At 69.7% G+C, this 26,639-nt stretch carries 21 protein-coding genes; 15 read left to right on the forward strand and 6 right to left on the reverse strand.

Features of this window, described 5'->3' with window-relative positions; genetic code table 11:
• The first annotated feature begins 228 nt into the window (after positions 1-228).
• The 5 genes from leuS (at position 229) to holA (ending at position 8,466) form a co-directional block, all read left to right on the forward strand.
• Positions 229-2,727, forward strand: a complete 2,499-nt coding sequence (gene leuS, locus AC1MFI_RS13000) for a leucine--tRNA ligase (protein WP_479817397.1) — start codon at positions 229-231, stop codon at positions 2,725-2,727.
• Positions 2,728-2,767: 40 nt separating this feature from the next.
• Positions 2,768-3,646, forward strand: coding sequence for a DegV family protein (locus AC1MFI_RS13005; RefSeq protein ID WP_479817398.1), 879 nt, complete (start codon positions 2,768-2,770; stop codon positions 3,644-3,646).
• 76 nt (positions 3,647-3,722) lie between these two features.
• On the forward strand, positions 3,723-4,781 hold the full coding sequence (locus AC1MFI_RS13010; RefSeq protein WP_479817399.1) for a ComEA family DNA-binding protein: 1,059 nt from the start codon (positions 3,723-3,725) through the stop codon (positions 4,779-4,781).
• A 50-nt stretch (positions 4,782-4,831) separates the two neighbouring features.
• On the forward strand, positions 4,832-7,363 hold the full coding sequence (locus tag AC1MFI_RS13015) for a ComEC/Rec2 family competence protein (RefSeq protein ID WP_479817400.1): 2,532 nt from the start codon (positions 4,832-4,834) through the stop codon (positions 7,361-7,363).
• A gap of 89 nt (positions 7,364-7,452) precedes the next feature.
• Complete coding sequence (gene holA, locus AC1MFI_RS13020; RefSeq protein WP_479817402.1) at positions 7,453-8,466, forward strand: DNA polymerase III subunit delta; 1,014 nt, start codon at positions 7,453-7,455, stop codon at positions 8,464-8,466.
• A gap of 203 nt (positions 8,467-8,669) precedes the next feature.
• On the opposite strand, the gene rpsT is transcribed toward holA, so the two are convergent.
• On the reverse strand, positions 8,670-8,930 hold the full coding sequence (rpsT, locus tag AC1MFI_RS13025) for a 30S ribosomal protein S20 (RefSeq protein ID WP_087075755.1): 261 nt from the start codon (positions 8,928-8,930) through the stop codon (positions 8,670-8,672).
• Positions 8,931-9,207: 277 nt separating this feature from the next.
• The gene (locus AC1MFI_RS13030) at positions 9,208-9,801 is read right to left on the reverse strand and encodes a type II toxin-antitoxin system PemK/MazF family toxin (RefSeq protein ID WP_479817404.1); all 594 of its coding nucleotides are present in this window, start codon (positions 9,799-9,801) and stop codon (positions 9,208-9,210) included.
• 191 nt (positions 9,802-9,992) lie between these two features.
• Here AC1MFI_RS13030 and lepA point away from each other — a divergent pair, with 191 nt between their 5' ends.
• Together lepA and hemW are read left to right on the forward strand one after the other, a co-directional pair.
• Complete coding sequence (gene lepA, locus AC1MFI_RS13035) at positions 9,993-11,846, forward strand: translation elongation factor 4 (protein WP_400483601.1); 1,854 nt, start codon at positions 9,993-9,995, stop codon at positions 11,844-11,846.
• Between the two features lie 30 nt (positions 11,847-11,876).
• Entirely contained in the window at positions 11,877-13,106 is a 1,230-nt protein-coding gene (gene hemW / locus AC1MFI_RS13040) for a radical SAM family heme chaperone HemW (protein ID WP_479817405.1), read from the forward strand.
• A gap of 9 nt (positions 13,107-13,115) precedes the next feature.
• Here the strand turns inward: hemW and AC1MFI_RS13045 are convergent, their stop codons facing one another.
• Together AC1MFI_RS13045 and AC1MFI_RS13050 are read right to left on the reverse strand one after the other, a co-directional pair.
• Positions 13,116-13,532, reverse strand: coding sequence for a DUF4870 domain-containing protein (locus tag AC1MFI_RS13045; protein WP_479817407.1), 417 nt, complete (start codon positions 13,530-13,532; stop codon positions 13,116-13,118).
• Between the two features lie 78 nt (positions 13,533-13,610).
• On the reverse strand, positions 13,611-14,462 hold the full coding sequence (locus AC1MFI_RS13050; protein WP_479817408.1) for a DUF3097 family protein: 852 nt from the start codon (positions 14,460-14,462) through the stop codon (positions 13,611-13,613).
• 175 nt (positions 14,463-14,637) lie between these two features.
• Between AC1MFI_RS13050 and hrcA the strand changes: the two genes are divergently transcribed.
• The 3 genes from hrcA to AC1MFI_RS13065 all read left to right on the forward strand — a co-directional run bounded on the left by hrcA (position 14,638) and on the right by AC1MFI_RS13065 (position 17,638).
• Entirely contained in the window at positions 14,638-15,651 is a 1,014-nt protein-coding gene (gene hrcA / locus AC1MFI_RS13055; RefSeq protein ID WP_400483597.1) for a heat-inducible transcriptional repressor HrcA, read from the forward strand.
• Between the two features lie 86 nt (positions 15,652-15,737).
• Positions 15,738-16,865 carry a molecular chaperone DnaJ gene (gene dnaJ / locus AC1MFI_RS13060; protein ID WP_479817409.1) on the forward strand — a complete coding sequence of 376 codons (1,128 nt, stop codon included), beginning with the start codon at positions 15,738-15,740 and terminating at the stop codon, positions 16,863-16,865.
• A gap of 2 nt (positions 16,866-16,867) precedes the next feature.
• On the forward strand, positions 16,868-17,638 hold the full coding sequence (locus AC1MFI_RS13065) for a 16S rRNA (uracil(1498)-N(3))-methyltransferase (protein WP_479817410.1): 771 nt from the start codon (positions 16,868-16,870) through the stop codon (positions 17,636-17,638).
• 33 nt (positions 17,639-17,671) lie between these two features.
• On the opposite strand, the gene AC1MFI_RS13070 is transcribed toward AC1MFI_RS13065, so the two are convergent.
• Positions 17,672-18,649 carry a GerMN domain-containing protein gene (locus AC1MFI_RS13070; RefSeq protein WP_479817411.1) on the reverse strand — a complete coding sequence of 326 codons (978 nt, stop codon included), beginning with the start codon at positions 18,647-18,649 and terminating at the stop codon, positions 17,672-17,674.
• 408 nt (positions 18,650-19,057) lie between these two features.
• Here AC1MFI_RS13070 and AC1MFI_RS13075 point away from each other — a divergent pair, with 408 nt between their 5' ends.
• From AC1MFI_RS13075 to AC1MFI_RS13095, 5 genes are all read left to right on the forward strand, one after another.
• Positions 19,058-20,092, forward strand: a complete 1,035-nt coding sequence (locus AC1MFI_RS13075; protein WP_479817412.1) for a PhoH family protein — start codon at positions 19,058-19,060, stop codon at positions 20,090-20,092.
• Positions 20,089-20,562, forward strand: coding sequence for an rRNA maturation RNase YbeY (gene ybeY / locus AC1MFI_RS13080; protein ID WP_479817413.1), 474 nt, complete (start codon positions 20,089-20,091; stop codon positions 20,560-20,562). Before AC1MFI_RS13075 ends, ybeY begins: the two co-directional genes overlap by 4 nt.
• Positions 20,559-21,869: a hemolysin family protein gene (locus AC1MFI_RS13085; RefSeq protein WP_479817415.1), complete on the forward strand. Its 1,311-nt coding sequence runs from the start codon at positions 20,559-20,561 to the stop codon at positions 21,867-21,869. The genes ybeY and AC1MFI_RS13085 overlap by 4 nt, the downstream gene beginning before the upstream one ends.
• Complete coding sequence (era, locus tag AC1MFI_RS13090) at positions 21,856-22,785, forward strand: GTPase Era (RefSeq protein ID WP_479817416.1); 930 nt, start codon at positions 21,856-21,858, stop codon at positions 22,783-22,785. The genes AC1MFI_RS13085 and era overlap by 14 nt, the downstream gene beginning before the upstream one ends.
• 216 nt (positions 22,786-23,001) lie before the next feature.
• Complete coding sequence (locus tag AC1MFI_RS13095; RefSeq protein WP_479817417.1) at positions 23,002-24,540, forward strand: LCP family protein; 1,539 nt, start codon at positions 23,002-23,004, stop codon at positions 24,538-24,540.
• A gap of 99 nt (positions 24,541-24,639) precedes the next feature.
• Here AC1MFI_RS13095 and AC1MFI_RS13100 read toward each other — a convergent pair whose 3' ends face one another.
• Entirely contained in the window at positions 24,640-26,598 is a 1,959-nt protein-coding gene (locus tag AC1MFI_RS13100) for a M13 family metallopeptidase (RefSeq protein WP_479817418.1), read from the reverse strand.
• Positions 26,599-26,639: the final 41 nt, after the last annotated feature.

Here is a 26,639-nt window from a genome sequence, read left to right on the forward strand (position 1 = left end):
CTTCGTGCGGGTCCGCGCCGGGCACCGCCTCGCACGCACTGCTAAAGTGAATCCATGCCCCGCGCCCTCCTCCTTACCTAGCCGCACGGTACTCACCGTGCGGCGGCCCCTCCTGTGTGCGAGGGGCTTTTGTGTGTCTGGGCGCAGGCCGCCCCGGACGCGGGTCCGCAGCAGCAGAGAAGAACCAGAGCAGGACGACGTTCCACCGACAGGACAGGTCAACATACAGTGAGCATCAATCCCGAGGGCGCTCAGCCGGACGAGAACACCTACGACTTCTCCGCCATCGAGGCGAAGTGGCCCGCGGTCTGGGACCGGCTCCAGGCGTTCGCGCCGGCCGACGACGGGTCGCGGGAGCGGCGCTACGTGCTCGACATGTTCCCCTACCCCTCCGGCGACCTGCACATGGGCCACGCGGAGGCGTTCGCGATGGGCGACGTCGCCGCGAGGTTCTACCGGCAGAAGGGCTACGACGTCCTGCACCCCATCGGTTGGGACTCCTTCGGGCTGCCCGCCGAGAACGCGGCCATCAAGCGCAACGCACATCCGGCCGAGTGGACCTACGCGAACATCGAGACGCAGGCGCACTCCTTCAAGCGCTATGCGATCAGCGCGGACTGGAGCAGGCGCCTGCACACCTCGGATGCGGAGTACTACCGCTGGACGCAGTGGCTCTTCGTGCGGTTCTTCCAGAAGGGCCTGGCCTACCGGCGGGACTCGCCGGTCAACTGGTGCCCGAAGGACCAGACCGTGCTGGCGAACGAACAGGTCATCAACGGGGCCTGCGATCGGTGCGGCACCCCGGTCACCAAGAAGAGCCTGAACCAGTGGTACTTCAAGATCACCGACTACGCGGATCGCCTGCTGGATGACATGGAGCAGCTGAAGGGCCACTGGCCCGAGCGCGTCCTCGCGATGCAGCGCAACTGGATCGGTCGTTCGGAGGGTGCGCACGTACGCTTCCGGATCGAGGCCGAGGGTGGCCTGCCGGAGAACGACGTCACCGTCTTCACGACGCGCCCCGACACGCTGTACGGGGCGACCTTCTTCGTCGTCGCAGCCGACGCCGACCTGGCCCTCCAGCTCGTCACGCCTGATCGGCGGGCCGAGCTGGACCAGTACCGGGACCAGGTCAAGGGACTGTCGGAGATCGAGCGGCAGGCCACGGAGCGCGAGAAGACCGGCGTGTTCACCGGCCGCTACGCCGTCAACCCCCTGAACGGGGAGAAGCTGCCCGTGTGGGCCGCCGACTACGTCCTGGCCGACTACGGCACCGGGGCGATCATGGCGGTCCCCGCACACGACCAGCGCGACCTCGACTTCGCACGCGCCTTCGACCTGCCCGTCCGCACCGTCGTGGACACCGGTGCCGAGGATGCCTCCGCTACCGGGATCGCGACGACGGGCGAGGGGACGCTCGTGAACTCGGGCGAGCTGACCGGCCTGGACAAGGCAACCGCCATCCGCCGCGCCGTCGAGCTGATCGAGGAGCAGGGCACGGGTGAGCACACCATCAACTACCGCCTGCGCGACTGGCTGCTCTCGCGGCAGCGCTTCTGGGGCACGCCGATCCCGATCATCCACTGCCCGTCCTGCGGCGAGGTGCCCGTGCCGGACGACCAGCTGCCCGTCAGGCTGCCCGAAGGCCTGCGGGGAGAAGCCCTGGCGCCGAAGGGTACGTCCCCGCTGGCCGCCGTGGAGGAGTGGGTGAACGTCCCGTGCCCGTCGTGTGGCGGCGCGGCGACGCGTGACACGGACACGATGGACACGTTCGTGGACTCGTCCTGGTACTACCTGCGTTTCGTGAGCCCACAGCTCGACACCGCTCCGTTCGACACCGAGGCGGTCAACCGCTGGTTGCCGGTCGGGCAGTACGTCGGCGGCGTGGAGCACGCCATCCTGCACCTGCTGTACAGCCGGTTCTTCACCAAGGTGCTGTTCGACCTCGGGATGGTCGGCTTCACCGAGCCCTTCAGCGCACTGCTGAACCAGGGACAGGTGCTGAACGGGGGCAAGGCCATGAGCAAGTCCCTCGGCAACGGCGTGGATCTCGGCGAGCAGCTGGACCGGTTCGGCGTCGATGCCGTACGCCTCACCATGGTGTTCGCGTCCCCGCCGGAGGACGACGTCGACTGGGCGGATGTCTCGCCGTCGGGCTCCGCCAAGTTCCTCGCGCGGGCCTGGCGGCTCGGCGGCGACGTCACCAGCGACGCCGGCACGGACCCCTCGACGGGTGACCGGGCGCTGCGCTCGGTGACCCACCGCACCGTGGCAGACGCCGCGGAGCTGATGGAGGCCAACAAGTTCAACGTCGTCGTCGCGAAGCTCATGGAACTCGTCAACGCGACGAGGAAAGCGATCGACTCCGGCGCGGGCGGGGCGGATCCCGCCGTGCGTGAGGCGACCGAGGCGGTCGCCATCCTGCTGAGCCTGTTCGCGCCCTACACCGCCGAGGACCTGTGGAGCCGCCTCGGCCACGAGGCGACGGTGGCGACGGCGGGCTGGCCCGCCGTCGATCCGGCGCTGCTGACGCAGGAGAGCGTCGTCGCCGTCGTGCAGGTGCAGGGCAAGGTGCGGGACCGGCTGACGGTGTCGCCGGACATCGGCGAGGACGACCTGCGCCAGCTGGCGCTTGCCAGTGAGCAGGTGCAGCGGGTCCTGGACGGCCGCGGCATCCGTACCGTGATCGTGCGGGCGCCCAAACTGGTCAACATCGTCCCGGCCTGATGCAGCGCCGGTCGGCGGTTCCGCGCACGGGGGCGCTCCCGTGCGCGTAGCCGTGGTCACCGACTCGGCGGCCGGCTTCGCTCCCGGCTGGAGCGCTCCGGGGGGCGTCGCCGACGGCGTGCAGGTGGTCGCCATGCCCGTCCTCGTGGGGGACGACATCCTGACCGGCGAGCACGACGACGTCACCGCGCCCCTGATGCTCGCCCTCGCGGCAGGTTCGGACGTCCGCACGTCCAGGCCGTCCCCGGGGCAGTTCGAACGCGTCTACGAGCGCCTTGCCCAGGAAGGCCACGACGGCGTCGTCTCCGTCCACCTGTCCGGGCTGCTGTCGGGCACGGTGGAGTCCGCCCGGCTGGCGGCATCGCGGGTCACCATCCCCGTCGAGGTGATCGACACGAGGACGGCGGGCATGGCGCAGGGCCGCGCAGCCCTTGCTGCACTGGCCGCGGCGCGGGCCGGCGCGGACCTGCAGACCGCTGCCGCGGCTGCCGCGATGGCCGCACGCGCCTCCGCACTCTACTTCTACGTTCCCAGCGTCGAGCAGCTGCGGCGCGGCGGCAGGGTGACCGCCGCCGCCGGATGGCTGGGCACGCTCCTGTCGGTCCGGGTGATCCTCCACGTACAGGGCGGACGGCTGGTGCCGCTCGAGCGCATGCGGTCTGCCGCGAAGGGGATGCAGCGGTTGCAGGAGCTCGTCGAGGCGGAGGTATCCGGCCGGACCAGCGCCGTGCAGCTGACGGTGCACCACTTCGGCAACGAGGACGAGGCGGCCGCCCTCGCGGAGCGCCTGCAGGACGTGGCAGGACCAGGGCACGTCACGACGGCGCCCTGCCCTTCGGTGCTCGCCGCGCACGCAGGGCTCGGCGTCGTCGCCGTCACCATCAGCGCCCTGCGGACTCCCGGCCTCCCGGCCGGCTGAGGCGACCGGCCGGGTGGATGTCCACATAGCGTGGCCCGTCCTGCCGGCCGAGGAGGCCTGCTCCTAGCGTTGATTCATGGGAAAGCACCGATGGCCGACAACCGGGGAAGCCTGGGCCCCACCCCTCCCACCCGCGTCGTCCCCTGTCGAGGTGCTCGCGACCCTGGGCGCCCGGGCGCAGCCGTCCCCGGGGTCCCGGGCACTGCCGGAGCAGGTCGGCGCCCGAGACCACCAGGACGCGGCCGACGATGTGCGGGTACATCCCGGGCTCCGGGCTGATCCGCGCCGGCGGCTCGAGGGGCACGACGCCGCAGGGAACGGCCCGCCCGGCGGATCGCGGACGGCGCACGCCGTCGACGGCGGCGGCGGCGGCGTACAATGGCGCATTGCGCGTTCTGCCGCCCTCGTGTGGCTCGGGGTGGCGCTGGCGGTCGGAGCCGCGCTGTTCCTCGTCCGCAGTTCCGAGCCCTCGGCTGCGGCGGTATCGGTACAGCTCGACGACCCGGCAGCCGCACCCGCCGGGGGCGGTGCGGCCCCGGAGGATCGTCCCGTCCTACAGGCCGACGAACAGGCTGACGCAGCGTCCGGGCGTTCATCCGCGGAGGATCCATCGGGGACCCCTGGGCTCGGCACGGACGGGAGCCTCGTCGTCTATCTGACCGGTGCAGTGGTGTCACCGGGCGTCATCACCGTCCCGGCCGGCACACGCCTGTTCGAGATCATCGAGAAAGCCGGCGGAGCCCTGCCCGAGGCGGACCTGGAAGGAATCAACCTCGCTGCCACACCGGCCGACGGCCACCACATCCACCTCCTGGCCGTGGGGGAGGAACCACGACCAGGGATGGTCCCGGACGCCGCCCCGATGCCCGGCGGGCAGGACGCCGGTGGCGACGGCGGTGGAGCTGCGGGTGGGTCTCCGGTCGGCTCCGGCGGGATGGCCGGCGCTATCGACATCAACACCGCCACGCTCTCCGACATCGAGTCGCTACCGCGCGTCGGACCTGTCCTGGGGCAGCGGATCATCGACTGGCGCGAGGAGCACGGGCCCTTCGCCCGGACGGCGGACATCGATGCTGTCCCCGGCATCGGGCCCGCGATGCTCGAGGGGATCCTGCCGCTCGTCGTGGTGCGGTGAGGACACCGGCTGTACGGCGTGCAGTAGCCGGGCGGCCGGTGAAGCGGGTGATGAACCGGGTTGCGGGGCGTCCGCTGGTCGATTCCGCCAGCACGCCGGAGGGAGGGCCCCTCCGCCCCGGAGGAACGGGATGGACGGTTGACCTGCGGCTCATGCCCTCCGCGGCCGCAGCGTGGATCTCGGCTGCAGTAGCCGTCCAGGGAGGGGCGATGCAGGCGACGGCCGGTGGTCTTGTCTCTGCCGCGGTCGGCCTGGTGCTCGGCTGCATGGTCCTCCTCAGGCCCGCAGGACGTGGAGGGCGATGGGCGTCCCTGCCGTCGCAGGCGCTGGCGTCGGTCGCAGCCCTGGCACTCGTCCTGCTCGCCGCAGGCGGGAGTCTTGCCCGTGCGGAAGCGGGGCCGGTGGACGAGGCGATGCTGGAAGGCACCCCGTTCACTGCCCTGCTCAGGATTGCCGGTGAGCCGTCATCACTGCCTCCGGGTCCCTTCGGCGGGGGAGACCGCTACCTCGTGGACGCCGACGTGATCGGTGGGGTGCTCCGCGGCGAGGCGTTCGCCTCGACCACTCCCGTCGTGGTCATGGGCGCGGAACCGTGGGGGCGGATGAGTACGGGCGATACCGTGCGGGTCCTGGGCACGGCGAGACCGGCCGACCGCGCGGGCAGGGCCACCGCCGTCTTCCTTCCCGGCAGTACCCCGACGGTCAGCGAGTCTGGCGGTTGGCTCGGCTACACCGGAGACCTCCGGACACGCTTCCAGGAGCTGTCCCTGCGGGATGGCCGCGACGGGGGGCTGCTTCCGGGCATGGCACTCGGTGACCGCATCGGGCTCGACACCGATCTCGAAGCGGACATGAGGACCACGGGACTGACGCACCTGACAGCAGTGAGCGGGGCAAACTGCTCCTACGTGGTCGCCTTCGCCTTCGTCGGGCTGCGGCTGGTCCGGGTGCCGCGGCTCCCGTCAGCTGTCGGTGCGGTCATCGCCCTGGTGTGCTTCGTGATGCTGGTGCGGCCCGAGCCCAGCGTCCTTCGGGCTGCCGTCATGGGTGCCATAGGGGTGGCGGCCGTCCTGTCAGGGCGTGGGAGGGTGTCCCTGGCCCTGCTGATGCTGTCGATCATCGTGTTGCTCGCGGTCGATCCCTGGCTCTCGGTGTCGTTCGCGTTCATGCTGTCCGTCGCGGCGACGCTGGGGCTCGTGACAGCCGGGCCCGGCATGGTGCGCGCGCTCGAGCGGGTGATGCCTCGCTTCGCCGCGCAACTGCTGGCCGTCCCGTTGACGGCGCAACTGTCCTGCACGCCGATCCTCGTCCTGATCCAACCGGCCCTTCCTGTGTACTCGCTCCCGGCGAACGTCCTCGCGTCACCCGTCGTACCGGCGGTCACCCTGCTGGGGATGGCTGCAGTGCTGGCGCTCGTAGCTGCACCCGTGCTGGCACATCCGCTCGTCGTCGCGGCGCAGTGGGGGACGAGATGGGTGGCGGGTGTCGCCGAGGGCTTCGCTGCCGCGCCCGCCGCGTCGGTGCCGTGGCTTCCCGGGGCGCCGGGTGTTGTTCTGGCCGCTCTGGCGTCGCTGACGCTCCTGCTGGTCCTCGTCAGGCCGGTACCACTCGTCGCGGCCTGGAGGCGGGCGACGAACACCCCGGCGCAGCCTCGGAGCCGTGCGGCATCCGCAGGGCGAGCGGACTCCGGACCGAGGGGAGAGCGGGTCCCGGGTTTGGGGAGGCGACGTTCTCCGCTGGTCCTCGCCGTCGTCCTCGCGCTGTGCCTGGCAGGCGGGGTGGTCCTGTCCGGTCGGTGGTCGGTCCCCGGCAGCGACACGGGGATGATGGCGATGTGCGACGTCGGACAGGGTGACGGCGTCGTCGTGGGGACGACACCAGGGCACGCGATGGTCGTCGACACGGGACCCGACCCCGAGGCCATGGACCGGTGCCTCGACAGCCTGGGCGTCGAGGTGATCGACGCGCTGGTGATCACCCACCTGCACGATGACCATTACGGCGGCGTGGAGGGGGCAGTACGAGGGAGGACGGTGACCGCCCTCTACTACTCCACCGGCGAGCACGATCTGCCGGCGGAGTTGACCGCAGCGGCGTCGGCGGCCGGCCTCGAGCCGGAACCGCTGGATGATGGGACCGCCCTCGATCTTGCCCCGCTCCGCGTGGACGTGCTGTGGCCCGTGCGCGACGCCGGGCCCTCGGAGGAGAACAATGCCAGTGCGGTGCTCGAGGTCGTGGTGCCCACTGCCGTTCGGCCCGTCACCATCCTGCTGACGGGCGACCTCGAGGAAGACGCTGCTGCCGTGGTGCTGTCCCGAGTCCCCTCCCTACGGGATGGAAGCGTGGACATCCTCAAGGTCGCCCACCATGGCGCCCGGAACGGCGGCACCGACGTGATCGAGGCCGTCGATCCGACCCTGGCCCTCATCTCGGTGGGTGAGGGCAACGACTACGGCCACCCGCACCCCTCCATCCTCGACGCGCTCGACGCCGCCGGCGTCGCCACGGCCCGCACGGACGTGCTGGGGGCATTCACGGTGGCCGTGGTCGACACGGCGCTCGAGGTGCGCCAGCTCGGATGATCCGCACGCACCTCGGGCACCCTGCGGCTTTGTGGCACGACGGCGCCGTGAAACAGTAGGAGTGCACCTGATGGAAGGAACTTCGCCACGTGGCAACAAGATCACCGGCCGGCCGCAGCAGCGGTTCGAGCCCGCAAGCGGCATCATGGCGGGAGGTACGGCCGGCGGCGGTCGTCCTGCTGTCCGGTCCGGAGGACTACCTCGCGTCGAAAGCAGCCGAATCCATCCGGGGCCAGGTGCGGGCAGCGCAGCCCGGAGTGGAACTCGTTCGGTTCGACGCCGGAGCCTATGAGGCAGGAACCCTCACGATGCACGCCAGTCCGTCGCTCTTCGGCGACTGGAAGGTCATCGAAGCGTCGGGACTGGCACAGATGAACGATGCCTTCCTCGTCGACGCGCTCGCCTACCTGACCGATCCTGCTCCCGATGTCGTCCTCGTGATGCGCCACTCGGGCGGGAATCGCGGCAAGAAGCTGCTGGATGCGGTCAAGGCCATGCAGTCCACCATCGTCGACTGCCAGCCCCTCAAGAAGGACGGCGAGAAGGCCGAATTCGTCACCGCCGAGTTCCGTTTGGCGCGTCGTCGGATCGACCCCGACGCGGTGCGGGCACTCGTCGCCGCCGTCGGTTCGCAATTGCCCGAGCTTGCTGCGGCGTGCCAGCAGCTCATGGCCGACACCGCGGGCGACGTCTCGGCGGAGACGGTGGAGAAGTACTACGGGGGGAGGGTCGAGGCAACCGGGTTCAAGGTGGCCGACGCCGCCCTGGCAGGACGCACCGCGCAGGCGCTGTCCATGCTTCGCCATGCCCTCGCCACGGGAGCGGACCCCGTACCGATCGTGGCGGCGCTCGCCATGAAGGTCCGCGCGGTCGCGAAGGTGCACGGCGTCAGGGGGTCCTCCCTGCAGCTCGCCAAGGATCTGGGTATGGCACCGTGGCAGGTGGACCAGGCGCGGAAGGAAGCCCAGCGCTTCAGCTCCGACGCCCTGGCACGTTGTGTCCGCGCCCTCGCGGAGGCGGACGCCCAGGTGAAGGGCGAATCGCGTGATCCGGTGTACGCGGTGGAGCGGGCCGTCACCGTGATCGCGCTCGGGGACGGCTGAGCGGGGGATACCGCTCCGACCGGGAAGCCGGGACGGACGCCGGCGGTTTCCGGACGGCCGGGGACCCGGCCGGTTCTAATCCGCCCGCGCATGAAGGTGGACGCGTGCATGCCGGCGCTTGCATGCCGGCGCGTGCATGCCGGCGCTTAAACGACGAGGGCCGGCTCCATCAGGAGCCGGCCCGCGTCGAAGCGATCCGCAGCTTAGAGCGCGTTGACCTTCTTGGAGATCGCGGACTTGCGGTTCGCTGCGTTGTTCTTGTGCAGCACACCCTTGCTGACAGCCTTGTCCAGCTTGCGGCTCGCCGCCTGCAGCGCGGTAGCGGCAGCGTCCTTGTCAGCGCCCTCGACGGCCGTGTTCACGGCGCGGATGGCGGTCTTGAGCTCGGACTTGACCGAGTTGTTGCGCTGCCTCGCCTTTTCGTTGGTGAGGATGCGCTTCTTCTGGGACTTGATATTTGCCACGTATGAGAACTTTCTTTGTATTGCGGACTGGGTCGTGAGGGTATTTCGGCCGATCAAGGACTGAGCGGCGTGGGGATACCGTGTGGCGATCGGCCAAAGTGCCCGAAGACCTGCGCGGACACACAGCTATAAAGGTTACCAGAAAGGCGCACGAATCCCCGACTCCTGCGCCGGTCGCAGGCCGGGTGAAGGCATCACCGGTCGGGCAGGCAGCCCCTGCCCGACTGAGGGCTCCGGCAGCTGGAGGACGCCTGGTAGAACACCGCGGCGGAGCCGGCTAGGCGAGCAGGTGGTCGGGTACGGCCGCAATCACCTCCTCGAAGCGCGGGCGCGCAAGAACAGCCCCTTCGCGCCGGATGTCGACCGGCGCGATACGGAGCAGGCGATCGACCTTCACCTCGCTCGGGCGCCCCTGCCGGTCCCAGGCGCCGGTACCGATGTCGATGTAGCGGTCGTCGCGGTCACGGGAGGTGTTGCGGTCCCGGCTCGTGAGCATCAGGCCGAGCAGGGTTCCGCCGTCACGGCCGATCAACAGCACCGGGCGGTCCTTCCCCTGCGTCGGGTCCTCCTCGTACGGGACCCAGGTCCACACGATCTCACCCGGATCGGGCTTGCCGTCGGCGGAGGGCGAGTAGGCCAGCACCGCCGTCCGCCGTCGGTTCCTCGCCTTCCGTGACGCCGACGGTTCGGACGCCCCGGGCCGCCCCGGCAGTCCCTGCGCCCCCGCCCGCCCTGGCGTCGTCGGCGCACCGGCGGGCCGACGGCGGTCCCGGGTGCCCCTCCGCTCGGCCGGTGCCCGGCCGGAGGTGCTGTTGACTGCACGGACGACGCGGGTCGCGAGGGACAGGAGGGAACGGACTGTGATCGCCATGCTCGAATCCTAGCGAGCGCCGCGTCGAGCCCTTCGGGGACTTCCTGCCGCAACCGCGCGATTGCCGGTGCCGAGCGGCTCCGTGGGACACTAGGAGGTGTGAAACGGCGTGGACCAGCGCCGGCCGCCCCCGAGGATGGCCCGGCCGGTTCCTGCATGCCGATCCTGTCCCGTAAAAGTGAGGAACCTACGTGTCACCCATGGCCCGCACCGCGCCGGTGCCTGCCGCCACCGATCCGGCGATCATCAGGAACTTCTGCATCATCGCCCATATCGATCACGGAAAGTCCACGTTGGCCGACCGCATGCTCCAGCTCACCGGAGCCGTCGAGCAGCGGGACATGAAGGCGCAGTACCTCGACCGCATGGACATCGAGCGTGAGCGCGGCATCACGATCAAGTCCCAGGCCGTCCGTCTTCCCTGGGAGGTCGATGGCACGGCCTACGCGCTGAACATGATCGACACGCCCGGCCACGTCGACTTCACCTACGAGGTGTCGCGATCGCTCGCCGCCTGCGAGGGCGCGATCCTGCTGGTCGACGCCGCGCAGGGCATCGAGGCCCAGACGCTGGCGAACCTGTACCTGGCGATGGAGAACAACCTCACCATCATCCCGGTCCTCAACAAGATCGACCTCCCGGCTGCCCAGCCCGAGAAGTACGCGGCGGAGCTTGCAAGCCTGATCGGCGGCGAACCCGAGGACGTGCTGATGGTGTCGGGGAAGACCGGCGTGGGCGTCGAGGCCCTCATGGACAAGATCGTCCGGGACCTGCCGGCCCCCACCGGCGACCCGAACGCACCGGCCCGTGCCATGATCTTCGATTCCGTGTACGACACGTACCGCGGCGTGGTCACCTACGTCCGGGTGGTCGACGGCAAGCTCAGCCCGCGCGAACGCATCCAGATGATGTCCACGCGGGCCAGCCATGAGCTGCTGGAGATCGGCGTCAGCTCGCCGGAGCCGAAGCCGTCCAAGGGACTGGGCGTCGGCGAGGTGGGGTACCTCATCACCGGTGTGAAGGATGTCCGCCAGTCGAAGGTCGGGGACACCGTCACCAACCTGGCGAAGCCGGCTGCGCAGTCCCTCGGCGGCTACGAGGACCCGAAGCCCATGGTCTTCTCCGGCCTGTACCCGCTGGACGGCACGGACTACCCGGTGCTGCGGGACGCCCTCGCCAAGTTCACCCTCAACGACGCAGCGCTCGTCTACGAGCCCGAGACGTCGGCGGCACTGGGCTTCGGCTTCCGCGTCGGCTTCCTCGGCCTGCTGCACCTCGAGATCACGCGGGAGCGCCTCGAGCGCGAGTACAACCTGGACCTCATCTCCACCGCCCCGAACGTCGAGTACGAGGTCACACTCGAGGACAAGCGCGTCCTGAAGGTCACCAACCCCAGCGAGTACCCTGTCGGCAAGATCGCCGAGGTGCGTGAACCGATGGTGTCCGCGACCATCCTCGCGCCCTCGGAGTTCGTCGGCGCGATCATGGAACTGTGCCAGCAACGCCGCGGTGTCCTCGGCGGCATGGACTACCTCTCCGAGGATCGCGTCGAGATCCGGTACCGCCTGCCACTGGCGGAGATCGTGTTCGACTTCTTCGACCTCCTGAAGTCGAAGACACGCGGGTACGGCTCCCTGGACTGGAAGGCGGACGGCGACCAGGTGTCCGACCTCGTGAAGGTGGACATCCTCCTGCAGGGCGAGCAGGTGGACGCCTTCAGTGCCATCACGCACCGCGACAAGGCCTACGCCTACGGCGTGATGATGACCGGCAAACTACGTGAGCTGATTCCGCGCCAGCAGTTCGAAGTGCCCATCCAGGCAGCCATCGGAGCGCGCATCATCGCGCGGGAGAGCATCCGGGCCATCCGCAAGGACGTCCTGGCGAAGTGCTACGGCGGTGACATCACCCGCAAGCGCAAGCTGCTCGAGAAGCAGAAGGAAGGCAAGAAGCGCATGAAGATGGTGGGCCGCGTGGAAGTGCCCCAGGAAGCCTTCATCGCCGCCCTGTCCTCCGACGAGTCGAAGGACAAAGCCAAGAAGTGACCTCGTACGTTGTGACACGGGATACCCGGCATGCCTAGTGCGCTCCCGCTCGGCATGCCGGCGCCCCAGGACGGCGTCCTGCCGCCCGCAGCCGCGGAGGGAGCGCTCGGGCGCGACTTCTGCCTCTACGTCCATATCCCGTTCTGCGCTGTCCGCTGCGGCTACTGCGACTTCAACACCTACACGGCCACGGAGCTCGGCGGCGGGGCCTCCCAGGACGCCTATGCCGGCTCGGTGCTCGCCGAGCTCGCCCTCGGGGCCCGGGTGCTGGAGTCCTCAGGCGTACCGGCCCGGCTGCTGTCGACGGTCTTCTTCGGCGGCGGCACGCCGACACTGCTCCCGGCGGAGGACCTCGCCTCGATCCTGGTCGCGGCCACCGCGCAGTGGGGCCTCGCGGCCGACGCCGAGGTCACGACCGAGGCCAATCCCGATTCCGTGACCCCGGAGTCGCTGCGCGTGCTGAAGGAGGCAGGCTTCACCCGGGTCTCGTTCGGCATGCAGTCCGCGGTGCCCCACGTCCTCGCCGTGCTCGACCGCACGCATTCGCCCGAACGCGTGCCGCAGGCCGTGCAGTGGGCACGGGAGGCCGGGCTGAAGGTCAGCCTGGATCTGATCTACGGCACGCCGGGAGAGTCCCTGGAGGACTGGCGGACCTCCCTGTCCACGGCCCTGTCCTACGGCCCGGACCACATCTCCGCCTATGCCCTGATCATCGAAGAGGGGACGCGGCTCGCCTCCCGCATCCGTCGCGGCCTCGTGCCGCCCATCGACGACGACGACCACGCGGACAAGTACGCGCTGGCGGAGGAGATGCTGACCGCCGGCGGCCTGCACTGGTACGAGGTGAGCAACTGGGCCCGGACTCCCGCGGACGAGTGCCGGCACAACCTGGCCTATTGGCGTGGCAGCGACTGGTGGGGTGTCGGACCCGGGGCGCACTCGCACGTGGGCGGTACCCGCTGGTGGAACGTGAAGCATCCGCGCCCCTACGCCGAGGCCCTCGGAGCGGGCCGCTCTCCCGCCGCCGGACGGGAGGAGCTGTCCGGTGAGGACCGCTACGTCGAGGACGTGATGCTGCGGGTGCGGCTGCGCGAGGGCCTGGCGACGGAGATGCTGGCGACGTCCGGCCGACGAGCCGTCGCCGGACTGATCGCCGACGGGCTCGTCGAGCCGACCGCGGCCTTCGCCGGTCGGGTGGTCCTGACGTTCAGGGGCCGGCTGCTCGCCGACGCCGTGGTGCGCAGGCTCCTGCCCGACTGAGGTGCCGAGCTAGCGGATCAGGCGCAGGTTGGCTGGGTAGCGGTACGGGCGTCCGCGATTGACCTGGATGCCGGCATTGACCGAGAAGACCGTGATCGCCACCCAGATGAGGGCGTTCACGACGGCGAAGACGCCGCCGATCTCCGGCACGAGCGACAGGAGCCACGCCGCCAGTGCGAGGATCGTGGGCGGAAGGGTGAAGTTCAGCGCCTCCTTGGACTCCTGCGCGGTGAACGGGCCGCGGTCCTTGAAGATGAGGAAGATCAGCAGGGAAGGGATGAAGCCCAGGATCCCACCGAAGTGGGCCAGTGTCGCGTACTGGCGATCCTCGGATGCCGTCAGTGGAAGGGCCTGTGCCGGGATTCCTTCGAACACCGGCTGCGATTCGCCCCGTCCGTGGTGCTGGTGGTCGGCGGTATTGGACAACGAGATTCCTTTGCTGGCTGGCGGAGGACCTTCCCCGGAAGGTGCTCCAAGGATACGTGGTGACGAGGAGCGGACGGCTCAGGCGGTGCCCGGGGGAGCGGTCAGGAAGTCGATGACTTCCTCGACCCTCCCGAGCAGCGAGGGCTCGAGGTCGGCGTAGGTGCTCACTCCGGCGAGGATCCGCTTCCAGCCGTGAGCCACGGCCGCCTGGTTGGAGTGCGGCCATCCGAGCCCCGCGAGGATACCCGTCTTCCAGTCCTGGTGGCGCGGCACCACGGGCCAGGCGTCGAGCCCGAGTGCGGCCGGTTTCACCGCCTGCCAGACGTCCACATAGGGGTGCCCGACGATCAGCACGTGGCTCCGGGCTCCGGGGACGGTCATCGCCTGCTGGGCTATCCGGGACTCCTTGGTCCCCGGCAGCAGGTGGTCCACGAGGATCCCGAGCCTGCGCTGCGGCCCGGGACCGAACGCCCGCACCGCCCCCTCCAGGTCGTCGACGCCGTGCAGCGGCTCGACGACGATGCCTTCGAGGCGGAGATCGTCGCCCCACACCTTCTCGACGAGTTCGGCGTCGTGCTGGCCCTCGACCCAGATCCTGCTGGCCCGCGCCGTCCGCGCCCGGGCGCCTTCGACCCGGACCGAACCCGACGCCGTCCGGGTGGCCGCCGGAGCGGCGCGCAGGGCGGGCGCAACGACGTGGACGGGCTGTCCGTCGAGGAGGAATCCGTGGCCGAGCCTGAACGTGCGGTGCTTGCCGCGCCGGTCCTCGAGCACCATGACGTGGAGCCCGCCGGACTTCTCGACGCGGACCACCGCTCCGACGAAGCCGCTCTGGACGTCCTCCAGGACCATGTCCTGCTCGACGGGGACGTCGGGCAGGGCGACCCGCTTCGGAGCCGTAATATCCTGTGCTCCCCAGCCGTAGTCCATGCCGGGCCCGTCCTTCCCACGAGGGCTCCGGCGGTGTGCCGCGGCCCGGGTTCCCAATGCTAACAATCGCTCCGAACGTACTAGACTTGGCACTTGGGTGTGTCGAGTGCTAACCGGCCGGGACCGCCCTGGAAGCGTGGTCGTGAGTGCGGGACAGATCCGGAGGTGCACAGGAATGAGTGAACCGCGACGCCTGGAGGTGCTCCGGGCCATCGTCGAGGACTATGTCCATTCGCGGGAGCCCGTCGGATCGAAGGCCCTGGTCGACCGCCACCAGCTCGGCGTCTCCTCCGCCACGATCCGCAACGACATGGCCGTCCTCGAGGAGGAGGGGCTCATCGCGGCCCCCCACACCAGTTCGGGGCGTATTCCCACCGACAAGGGCTACCGCCTCTTCGTCGACCGCATCTCCGAGGTGAAGCCGCTCTCGGCCCCCGAGAAGAAGGCCATACAGACCCTCCTGGAGGGTGCCGAGGACCTCGACGACGTCATGGACCGGACCGTCCGGTTGCTCGCGCAGCTCACCAACCAGGTCGCCGTCGTGCAGTTCCCCCGCGTCGGTGGTGCGTCCGTCCGGCACATCGAATTCGTGCTGCTCGCGCCCCAGCAGATCCTGGTCGTCCTGATCGCGACCAACGGCACCGTGCAGCAGCGCATCGTGCGCACCGATGGCGACCTCCAGGAGGCGGAGCTCGCCGAACTGAAGCAGCGCATCCTCTCTGCGGTGTCCGGCGTCAAGCTGTCGGCCCTGCCGGCCGAGCTCGGCATCGCGCAGTCCCAGTTGCCTCCTGCACTGAGGGCGCACGGGGGTACCATCGTGAAGGCGCTGGAGCAGCTCGCCGGACTCGGACGGGACGACCGGATCCTGCTGGCCGGCACGGCCAACCTCGCGAGGTCCACGGGTGATTTCCCGCTGAGCATCGGTCCCGTCCTCGAGGCGCTCGAGGAGCAGGTGGTCATGCTGAGGCTGCTGTCCGAGATGGAGTACGACGCGCGGGGCATCTCGGTGAGGATCGGGAGCGAGAACCCCTACGGAGGTCTCTCGGGCGCCTCCGTCGTGGCGACCGGCTACGGTCCGGATGCCGGCGCGAAGCTCGGGATCCTCGGTCCCACCCGCATGGACTACCCGACCACGATGGCCGCGGTTCGCGCCGTCGCCCGCTACCTCTCGAGGATCCTCGAGGAGTAGCCCGGCTACGGCAGCCCGCAGTATTGCCCGCCGGCACCGCCGGCGGGCAGAAGACAGAAGTCTCCAACAGGAAGTGATGTGCACGAGTGAGTAATCACTATGAGGTCCTCGGTCTGGCGCAGGGCGCGACCGGGGAGGAAATCAAGAAGGCGTACCGGAAGCTCGCCCGGAAGCTCCACCCGGACGTGAACCCGGGTGACGACGCGTCGGAGGAGTTCAAGCGCGTCAGCCACGCCTACGAGGTCCTGTCGGATCCCCAGAAGCGGCGCGTCTACGACACGACCGGCAATGAGAACGGGACCGACAACGGTTACGGATCGGGCTACTCGGGTTCCGGCTTCGCGTTCCAGGACATCTTCGAGACCTTCTTCGGCGGAGGCGGCCAGCCGGGCGCTCCTTCTCGGACGCGCCGCGGGCAGGATGCGCTCATCAATGTGCGCATCGACCTGAAGGACGCCGTCTTCGGCACGAACAAGAAGATCGAGGTGGACACCGCGGAGGTGTGCCCCACCTGCGACGGGACGTGCTGCCAGCCCGGCACCTCGCCCCGCACCTGCGACATCTGCGGCGGTTCGGGACAGGTCCAGCGCGCCGTGCGTTCGATCCTCGGCCAGGTCATGACGAGCGCGCCCTGCGGCACCTGCCAGGGGTACGGCACCGTCATCCCCAGCCCGTGCCACGAGTGCAGCGGCGAGGGACGTATCCGCGCCCGGCGCACGCTGACCATCAAGGTCCCCGCCGGCGTCAACACCGGCACGCGCATCCAGCTGGCAGGCCAGGGCGAGGCCGGCATCGCGGGCGGACCCCAGGGTGATCTCTACGTCGAGATCCGCGTCGCCACCGATTCGACCTTCCTGCGCAACGGCGACGACCTGCACGTGACGCTGAGCGTCCCGATGACGGCGGCCGCGCTGGGCACCAGCGTGCACCTGGACACGTACGACGGCGACCAGGAGCTGGTCATCAAGCCGGGCACGCAGTCCGGCGAGATCCTGACCCTCCGCGGGCTGGGCGTCACGCACCTCAGGAACCAGGGCAGGGGAGACCTGCGGGTCCACCTCAACGTGGAGACGCCCCGCAACGTCGACCAGCAGCAGGAGGAGCTCCTGCGCAGGCTCGCGGAGCTGCGGAACGAGGAATACACGGACGGCCAGCTGGCCAGCAGCGGTTCCGGCGTGTTCGCACGCCTGCGGGAGCGCCTCGGGAACCGCTGAGCATGACGCGCCCCCTCTTCTTCGGGCCCGGTGAGGCCGTCCGTGCCGCGTCCCCGGGTAGCGTCTTCGTCCTCGGCGGGGACGAGGGTCGCCACGCGGCGACCGTGCGCCGCCTCGCCGCGGGGGAACGCATCGACGTCTCCGACGGAGCCGGCTACCGGATCGGCGGGATGATCTCCGCGGTGGGGGCGGGCACCGTGGACGTCCGGGTGGAGACGGCCGGCCAGGAGCCGGCACCACGCCACACGCTCCTGCTCGTCCAGGCCCTGGCGAAGGGCGGTCGCGACGAGCAGGCCGTGGAGTCGGCGACCGAGCTCGGCGTCGACGCCGTCGTGCCATGGCACGCCGAACGGAGCATCGTCCGATGGCGCGGCGACAGGGCGGAGAAGGGTCGGCAGAAGTGGGTGTCCCTCGTGGGTGCTGCCTCGAAGCAGTCCCGACGGTCTTTCGTGCCCGAGGTCCATGCCGTCATGGACACCTCGCGGCTGGCCGCCTGGGCAGCTGCGTCCGTTGACCGCGTCGTCGTCCTGCACGAGGACGCCGGGTCGTCCCTGGCCGACCAGGTGTCGGCGCTCCGTGCCGCCGGTTCGCTCGACGCCCCGTCGTCCACCGCCGTCGTCGTCGGGCCCGAAGGTGGGATCAGCGAGGCGGAGCTCGAGAAGCTGCTGGCCGTCGGTGCTCGTGCGGCCCGGCTCGGACCCCACGTGCTGCGGTCGTCCTCGGCGGGCCCGGCGGCCCTGGTCCTGCTGAACCACCTGCTCGGGCGCTGGTAGGCCGCCGGAGCGGGTTGCCCTGCCGCGGGGTGACTACCTCACGACGACCGTCTTCGAGTCCTCGGCCTCACCGCTGCCGGTAGGGGCGGACACCGTGATCCCGTACCGTCCGGGGGGAAGCGTCACGGAGAAGGAATAGGCACCGGGAGCGCCGTCCTCGGGCAGGATGTCCACGGTGCCGTCCCTGAAGAGAGCGGTGTCGCCGCCCTCGGAGCCGTCCGCGCTGCGGTCGATCCGCCACGAGACCGTGTCCTCCGAGGCCGGTCCGAGCCCGCGGATGGTCAGCGCGGCGGATTCCGCCTCGACCCCCTCCTGGGGGTCGATGATCCATACAGGAGCGAGAGCGGACGTGTCGCGGGTCCATTCGCCGCCGAGGTCGACGGAGTCGAAGGCCCGGTAGTCCGCTGCTCCGTCCACGAGCACGACGATCGAACTCGCTTCGCCGCCCTGGATCAGGCCGGCGTTCGACGCCGCAGCCGTCGCGGTGTAGACGAGCTGCTGGAGGGCGAGGCGCGCGTCGTCCGGGCCGAGCTTCTCCGAGAAGGCGTCGGAGGAGATGTCGAGGGTGATCACGTTCTTCGTCGAGATCGAGGACCGTACGCTCGATGCCTTCCGCCAGGGCGAGCGGTAGTCGGGATCCAGCGGCCGCCCCGATGTCATGAGCTGCACCGCATCGGCGATGGGGTCGCCGGTGGTCTCGTCGGGCGCCGCCAGGAATTCCCGGAACAGCCTGTCGCCCCCATCGACGTCGCCGAGCCAGTAGACCGGCAGGAGCGGCTCGGCAGGGCCCGCTGCCGCCCCCTGGGCCTGGATGGTGGCGTCGGCGGGCGCGGACTCAGCGCCCTCCGACGCCGGGAGCGGTTCGGGCAGGGCGGTCGTGGGGGCGCTGCCCTGCAGCAGGCCGACATTCGGGGCGAGGAACACGCTGCTGGCCACGAGCACCGTGCCGGAGGCCAGGAGCATGCCGCGCAAGCCCAGGCGGCTCCTCTTCAGGGGGTCCTGCTCGTTCATGCCGGCCCCCTTCCGTCAGGCGCGCCGGTGCGCGGATCGATTCGTGGAATGCGTCGCGGTCCGGCACGAGCGCCGACAGGAGGGCGTCGGCCGGAACGCGCACCGCAGGGCGGCTGCCGGGCCCACCGGACCTGCTTCAGCTTGGCACAGGGAGGATGGCGCGGGCGCAGGAAAAGGTGCGCTCGGGGGGACTGAAACCCGATCGATACGAGACCGTTGCCGATTCGCGATGAAACCCGAGTGCTGCTCGATCCTTCGACGGGAAAAGCACGGAGGCGGGAATCAAGGCCGCTCCGCTCCTGTTGACAAAAGAGGGATGGCGTAGCATTGGCATTTCTGCGACTCCAGCAGCACATCATCAGGACGACTACTCCACTGAGGGGCGATCAGAGGCCGGACGGCCGATCTATGAGCGAATCTTCGACAGGCATCAATGCGGCAGGACTGGACACCAGGACGTTCGTCTTCGGATCGACGGCGCAGATGGTGCAGGCACTGGGTTCCAACGACGAGGCCCTCCGCCTGATCGAGGACTCGTTCCCCGGGGTCGGACTGCAGGCCAGGGGTAACGAACTGACCATCACCGGGCCGTCGGCGGACGTGCTGCGCACCGAACGGCTCATCGGCGAGATCCGGACCATGGCCGTCAACAACGCCACCGTCTCCCCCCAGGTCCTCGAGCAACTGGTCACGATGCTCAAGACGCAGAGCGCGGCCAGGCCCTCGGAGGTGTTGTCCGTCAACATCCTCACCTCGCGGGGCAAGACCATCCGCCCCAAGACGCTCAACCAGAGCACGTACGTCGATGCGATCGACCGCAACACCGTGGTGTTCGGCATCGGTCCGGCGGGTACCGGCAAGACCTACCTCGCGATGGCGAAGGCGGTGCAGGCGCTGCAGCAGAAGGAGGTCAACCGGATCATCCTCACGCGTCCCGCCGTCGAGGCAGGAGAGCGCCTCGGCTTCCTGCCCGGCACGCTCAACGACAAGATCGACCCGTACCTGCGACCGCTCTACGACGCCCTGCACGACATGATGGATCCGGATTCCATCCCCCGCCTGATGGCAGCCGGCACCATCGAGGTCGCACCGCTCGCGTACATGCGCGGACGAACCCTGAACGACGCCTTCATCATCCTCGACGAGGCCCAGAACACGACGCCCGAGCAGATGAAGATGTTCCTCACGCGCCTCGGCTTCGGCTCGAAGATGGTGGTGACCGGTGACATCACGCAGGTGGACCTCCCCGGCGGGACGAGTTCGGGTCTCCGGGTCGTCAGCGAGATCCTCCGTGACGTCGACGACGTCCACTTCAGCGAACTCGACGCCACCGACGTCGTCCGCCACCGCCTCGTCGGCGATATCGTGACCGCCTACAGCGCCTGGGACGAGGAGCAGCGTGCCGCCCAGTCCCGCGCCGCCAGGCCGGTGGCAGCCCGATGAGCGTCGAGGTCAACAACGAATCGGGATACGAGGTCGACGCGGAGGCCCTCGTCCGCCTCGTCAACTTCCTCCTCGAATCCCTCTTCGTCCATCCCGAGGCCGAGCTGTCGATCATCATGGTGGACACGGCGGCGATGGAGAAGCTCCACATCGAGTGGATGGACGAGCCGGGCCCCACGGACGTGCTCTCCTTCCCGATGGACGAGCTGCGCCCGGGCACGCCCGGTCGGGTGACACCCGCAGGGCTCCTCGGCGACATCGTGCTGTGCCCTGAGGTCGCGGCCACCCAGGGTGCGGCGGCAGGTCACAGCACCGACGACGAGCTGCTGCTGCTCACCACCCACGGAGTGCTCCACCTCCTCGGCTACGACCACGCGGAACCCGAGGAGGAGAAGGAGATGTTCGGGCTGCAGCGCCAGCTCCTCTCCGACTTCCTCGGTGGCAACGCACCCCAGGAGACCCGCGCTTGACCATTTGGCTCCTCGGGCTCATGGGGTTGCTCTTCGCGCTCACCGCTGCCCTCGTCACGGCTGCCGAAGCGGCGTTCAGCTATCTTCCGCGCCAGGAAGGCGAAGCGCTCGTCCAGGAATCGCGCACGTCCTCGCTGCGCCGGATCCTCGACGCTCCTGTCGCGCACATGCACGCCCTGCGCTTCTGGCGGGTGTGGTTCGAGATGGCCGGCGCCGTCGCCGTCGCCATCCTGTTCCACGACCTGCTCGACAGCATCTGGCTCGCGGGTCTCCTGGCGACGGCGGTCATGGCGGCGATCGGCTTCGTGATCGTAGGCGTCTCACCACGCCAGCTCGGCCGCATGCACGCGCCCGCCGTCGTCCGATTGACCGCAGGGCTCGTCGCCCTCCTCTGCGCGGTCCTCGGGCCGATCCCGCGCTGGCTCGTGCGGATCGGCAGTTCCATCACGCCGGGCGCCGACCGGGCCGAAGCGGCCTTCTTCACGCAGGAGGAGTTCCGGGAACTCCTCTCGCGTGCCTCGGACGCCGAGATGATCGAGGACAACGAGGCGGAGCTGATCCACTCGGTGTTCGAGCTCGGCGACACCAAGGTGCGCTCGGTGATGGTCCCGCGAACCGACATGGTCACCATCGAGTCCGGATCGACGCTCGACCAGGCGATGTCGCTCTTCCTTCGCTCGGGCTACTCCAGGATCCCCGTGATCGGGGAGAGCTCGGACGACATCAAGGGACTGCTGTACCTGAAGGACGTGGTGGCGAACCTCCACGGGCGTCCGGCATCGAATGTCTCGCGTCCCGTCGACGCCGACTGCCGGCCGGCCCGGTACGTCCCCGAGTCGAAGCCCGTGGCAGACCTGCTGCGGGAACTCCAGCGCGAGTCAACCCACGTCGCCATCGTCATCGACGAGTACGGCGGGACCGCGGGGCTCGTCACGCTGGAGGACCTGATCGAGGAGATCGTCGGCGAGATCGTGGACGAGTACGACTCGGAGGTCCCCGAGCAGGAACAGCTCGACGACGGCGAATTCCGCGTCAGCGCCCGCATGGGGATCGACGATCTCGGGGAGCTGTTCGGCCTCGACCTCGACGACGAGGAGGTGGACACGGTCGGCGGGCTGCTCGCCAAGACCCTCGGCAGGGTGCCGATCGTGGGATCGGAGGTCACAATAGACGGTATCGGTCTTCGGGCCGAGCGCGTGGAGGGCCGACGCAACAGGGTGTCCCACGTCATAGCACACCGCCTACCACCCGAGCACACCGAGCTGGACGAACGAGAGACGATAGAGGCTGACAATGAGCGACGCTGAGCACAGGGCGGGGTTCGTCTCGCTTGTCGGGAGGCCGAATGCCGGGAAATCCACGCTGACGAACGCGCTGGTCGGGCAGAAGGTCGCGATCACGTCGGCCAAGCCGCAGACCACCCGCCACACGATCCGGGGGATCGTGAATCGCGAGGACTCCCAGATCGTCCTGGTCGACACGCCCGGCCTGCACCGCCCGCGGACTCTCCTCGGGCAGCGCCTGAACGACCTCGTCGCCGACACGCTCGCAGAGGTCGACGCCGTCGGGTTCTGCCTGCCGGCGAACGAGAAGATCGGACCCGGCGACCGTTTCATCGCCGAGCAGCTGGCGCGGCTCAACCGCAAGCCGCTGATCGCGGTCGTCACGAAGACCGACCTCGTGGACCGGCAGGCACTCACGGAACAGCTCCTCGCCGTCTCGAAGCTCGGGACGGAGGTCGCCGGGCCCGAGGGCTGGGCCGACATCGTGCCGGTCTCTGCCGCGGACGGCTTCCAGGTGGACACGGTCGCCGAGGTGTTCAGCAGGCACATGCCCGAATCGCCGGTACTGTACCCCGGAGGGGAACTGACGGACGAACCGGAGGCCGTCATGGTCGCCGAGCTCGTGCGTGAGGCAGCCCTCGAGGGCGTCCGTGACGAACTGCCGCACTCCCTCGCGGTCGTCGTGGAGGAGATGATTCCGAGGGAGGGTCGGAGCGAGGACAACCCGATGCTCGACGTCCACGTGAACCTCTACGTGGAGAGGCCGTCCCAGAAGGCGATCATCATCGGAAAGGGCGGCGCCCGCCTCAGGGACGTCGGCACCAACGCGCGCCGGGGGATCGAGGCACTCCTCGGAACCCGGATCTACCTCGACCTGCACGTCAAGGTCGCCAAGGACTGGCAGCGCGACCCCAAGCAGCTCGTCAAGCTCGGGTTCTAGGGCACTACCTCCCGGCGTCGCTCGTTGGCCTCCGGGACCAGTGCAGCCGGCCGCACTGCCGGCCGGCCACCGCAGGTTCCCCTCCGGCGCACGCCGGATGCCACCCCGGGTGCGGTCAGGCCGTGACCGGCGCCCCCGGTGGCGGCGAAGAGCAGCGACACCCGCCGGCCGTCGAGCCGGTACCGACCACGTCCATCCATTCGAAGGAGCCCGGGCATGACCCGCCGACCGTCCCGTGAGGGCGCAGACAGCGCCAGTGACGCCCCCGCGGCGACATCCACCGGCACGCCCGGGGCCGGCGAGCCGATCGGACGGCACCTCGGCAGGGGAAGCGGACACCGCGGGCTCAGGCTGACGGCCATCCTCATGGCCTCCGTGCTCGTGGCCGCCGTCGCGTTCGTGGCCGTGCAGGTGTTCCGCCTGCAGTCCAACGTGGTCACCATGCCGCTCAACCTGGCGGACGGCCAGGAGTCCGCCCTCCCCGTCGACTCGAGTACCGATCCGCTGCAGATCCTCATCCTCGGCACCGACACCCGCACGGGCAACAGCGGGGAGTTCTTCGGCGACGAGGAGGACTCCTCCGGCGAGGGGAACTCGGACGTGATGATGCTGATGACCCTCTCGGCGGACCGCGAGAACGCCACGGTCGTCTCCTTCCCGCGCGACCTGCTGGTGCCGCTGCCCTCCTGCGTCAACCCGGACACCGGGGAGGCCTCCCAGGCAATGGACCTGGGGCAGCTGAACGGGGCCCTGGGGGAGGGCGGACCGGGCTGCACCGTGGCCGCGATCAACAACCTGACGGGCCTCTCCGTGGACCACTTCATGATGGCCGACTTCAATGCGGTGAAGGAACTGTCCTCGACCCTGGGCGGTGTCGAGGTCTGCGTCGACGAACCCGTGGACGACGAGTACTCCGGACTGTCGCTGCCCGCCGGCACCAGCGAGGTCGAGGGCGACCAGGCGCTCGCCTTCCTCCGGACGCGCCACAGCTTCGGTGACGGCGGAGATACCGGACGCATCGCGGCGCAGCAGTCGTTCATGGCGTCGATGGCCCGCAAGGTGCGCGCCGAGGGCACCCTGACGAACCTGCCCAAGCTCTACGCCATCGCGGACACGGTCACGCGCAACCTCACGGTCGACGAGGGCCTGTCCCAGCCCAGGGAACTGCTGAAGATCGCGGACCGCATGAAGGACGTCGACCTGGGCAACATCGCGTTCGTGACGGTGCCCACCGAGCAGTGGGTCAAGGACCCGAACCGGCTGGTCCTCGACGAGGACGGCGCCGCGCCGCTGTTCGACGCCCTGCGGGAGGACCGGGGGCTCACCGAGGAGTCGCCCGAGCCCGCCGCTCCGGCGACCCCGTCCGGACCCGCCACCCCGGAGGCTCCTGCGCTCGACCCGGCGGCCGTCCCCGTCCTCGTCGTCAACGCCACAGCGGACGCCGAGCGTGCGGCGGAGGTGCGGCAGCTCCTCGCCGGCGCCGGGTACACCCAGTCCTCACCCTTCGAGGCCGCACCTGCGGAGACCTCGCAGATCCTGTTCGGAACGGGCTACGACGGCGCTGCCGCGGACCTCGCGGCGCGTTTCGGGATTCCCGGACACCAGGTGCTCTTCAGCGACGCCGTGGTGGGTGTCGAGCTGCTCGTCGGTGCCGACCTCGCGACCGGCACCAAGGTCGTGGCACCTCCGCTCGGCAGCGACCTGGAGGGACAGACGGCCGAACAGGTGACCTGCCAGGCGTCGTCGGGCCTGTAGCGCCCGGTACCACGCCCGAGGTCCGGGCCGACGTCGCCGGCGCTCCGTTCCCGCGGGAGCGGGTGCGACGGATCGTGCGCCGCACCCGGCGGCGCGGTGCTACCAGATGCGGACGCGCTCGTCCGGGTCCAGCCAGAGCAGGTCCTCCGTGTCCACGCCGAACGCCTCGTGGAACTCGTCGAGGTTCCGCACCACCTGGTTGCAGCGGAACTCGTTGGGCGAGTGCGGATCGACGGTGAGGCGGCGCCGGGCCTCTTCCGGGCGGATCTTCTGCTGCCAGCACGTGGCCCAGGACAGGAAGAACCGCTGCGTCCCGGTCAGGCCGCCGATCACGGGAGCCTCCGCATCCCCGAGGCTCAGGAGATACGCGCGGTAGCTGATGCCCAGTCCGCCGAGGTCGCCGATGTTCTCCCCGAGGGTGAGCTCACCGTTCACGGGCCGGCCCGGGACCTCCGAGGGTTCGAGTGCCGCGTACTGCGCCACCAGGCGCCCTGTGAGGGCGTCGAACGCGGTCCTGTCCTCCTCGCTCCACCAGTTGGACAGACGCCCCGTGCCGTCGAACTGGGAGCCCTTGTCGTCGAACCCGTGGCCGATCTCGTGCCCGATGACAGCGCCGATCGCGCCGTAGTTGACGGCGTCGTCGGCCTCGATGTCGAAGAAGGGCGGCTGGAGGATGGCGGCGGGGAAGACGATCTCGTTCATGGTCGGCATGTAGTAGGCGTTGACCGTCTGGGGCGTCATGAGCCAGGCACCCCGGTCGATGGGCCGGCCGAGCTTGTCGAGCTGGCGGCGGTGCTCGAACTCGGCCGCCCGCAGGACGTTCCCGTAGAGGTCCGACGGCCGGACGACGAGCGGACCGTAGTCGATCCACTCCTCCGGGTAGCCGATCTTCGTGGTGAACCGCGAGAGCTTCTCGAGCGCCCGGGCCCGCGTCCCGTCGGTCATCCAGGTCAGGTCCGTGATGCTCGACTCGTAGGCCGCGATGAGGTTGCCGACCAGCTCGAGCATCGCGGCCTTGTGCGTCGCCGGGAAGTGCCGCTCGACGTAGCGTTGCCCGATCGCCTCGCCCATCGCACCCTCGACGAGCGCGACGCCGCGCTTCCAGCGGTCCTTCAGGCGTGGCGTTCCCGCGAGGTGCGTGCCGTAGAAGGCGAACGCGGCGTCGACGAACCGCTCGTCGAGGTAGTCGGACGCCTGCAGCAGCACGCGGCTCGCCAGCCACTCACGCCACGTCCCGAGGTCCTCGTCGCCCAGGGCGGCGTGGAGCCCGCGCACGAAATCGGGCTGGCTGACGACGAGTTCGGCGGACTGGTGCGGAGCGTCGGTCACGATCCGCAGCCACGGGACGAGGTGGGCGGACAACCCGGCGACGTCGTCGTGCTGCACCAGGTTGTAGGTCTTCTGCGGATCACGGCGCTCCACGCTGCCCATGGACGAGGCCGCCAGCCGCGACTCGAGCGCGAGTACGCGTTCCGCGGCACCGGCCGCGTCCTCGGTGCCGACGAGACCGAACAGGGTTGCGAGCAGGGCGCGGTACTTGTCCCTCGTCTCCGCGAACCCGTCCTCGCGGTAGTACGACTCGTCGGGCAGCCCGAGGCCCGACTGGTAGACGTGGAGCAGGTACCGTTCCGGGTTGCCGGCGTCGTTGCTCACGTACGGGGCGAGGAGGCCCTGGATGCCGGACCGGCTCAGTCCCGCGCTCAGTTCCACGAGCTCGTCGACCGTCGCCACCGCGGCGATGCGCTCCAGCAGCGGCAGGATGGGGGCGGCCTGCTCGGCCTCGATGCGCCCGGTATCCATGAAGTCCGCGTACAGCGCGCCGAGCTTGGCGTCGATACCGTCGGCCGGAGCGCCGCCGGCCCGCGCGGCAGCGTCCTCGATGATCGCGCGGACCGCGAGCTCGGACGCGTCGCGCAGCGCGGTGAAGGACCCCGCCAGCGGGCGGTCCTCGGGGATGACGGCGTCCTTCAGCCACACGCCGTTGGCGTGCCGGAAGAGGTCGTCCTGCGGCCGTACCGTCTCGTCGAGATTGTCCGGATCGAGTGTGCTGATCGTCATGGTGGCTTTCCCGTTCCTCGTGGTGCGGTACCTGGCTGACC

It is taken from the genome of Arthrobacter sp. BC5, from assembly GCF_056680255.1.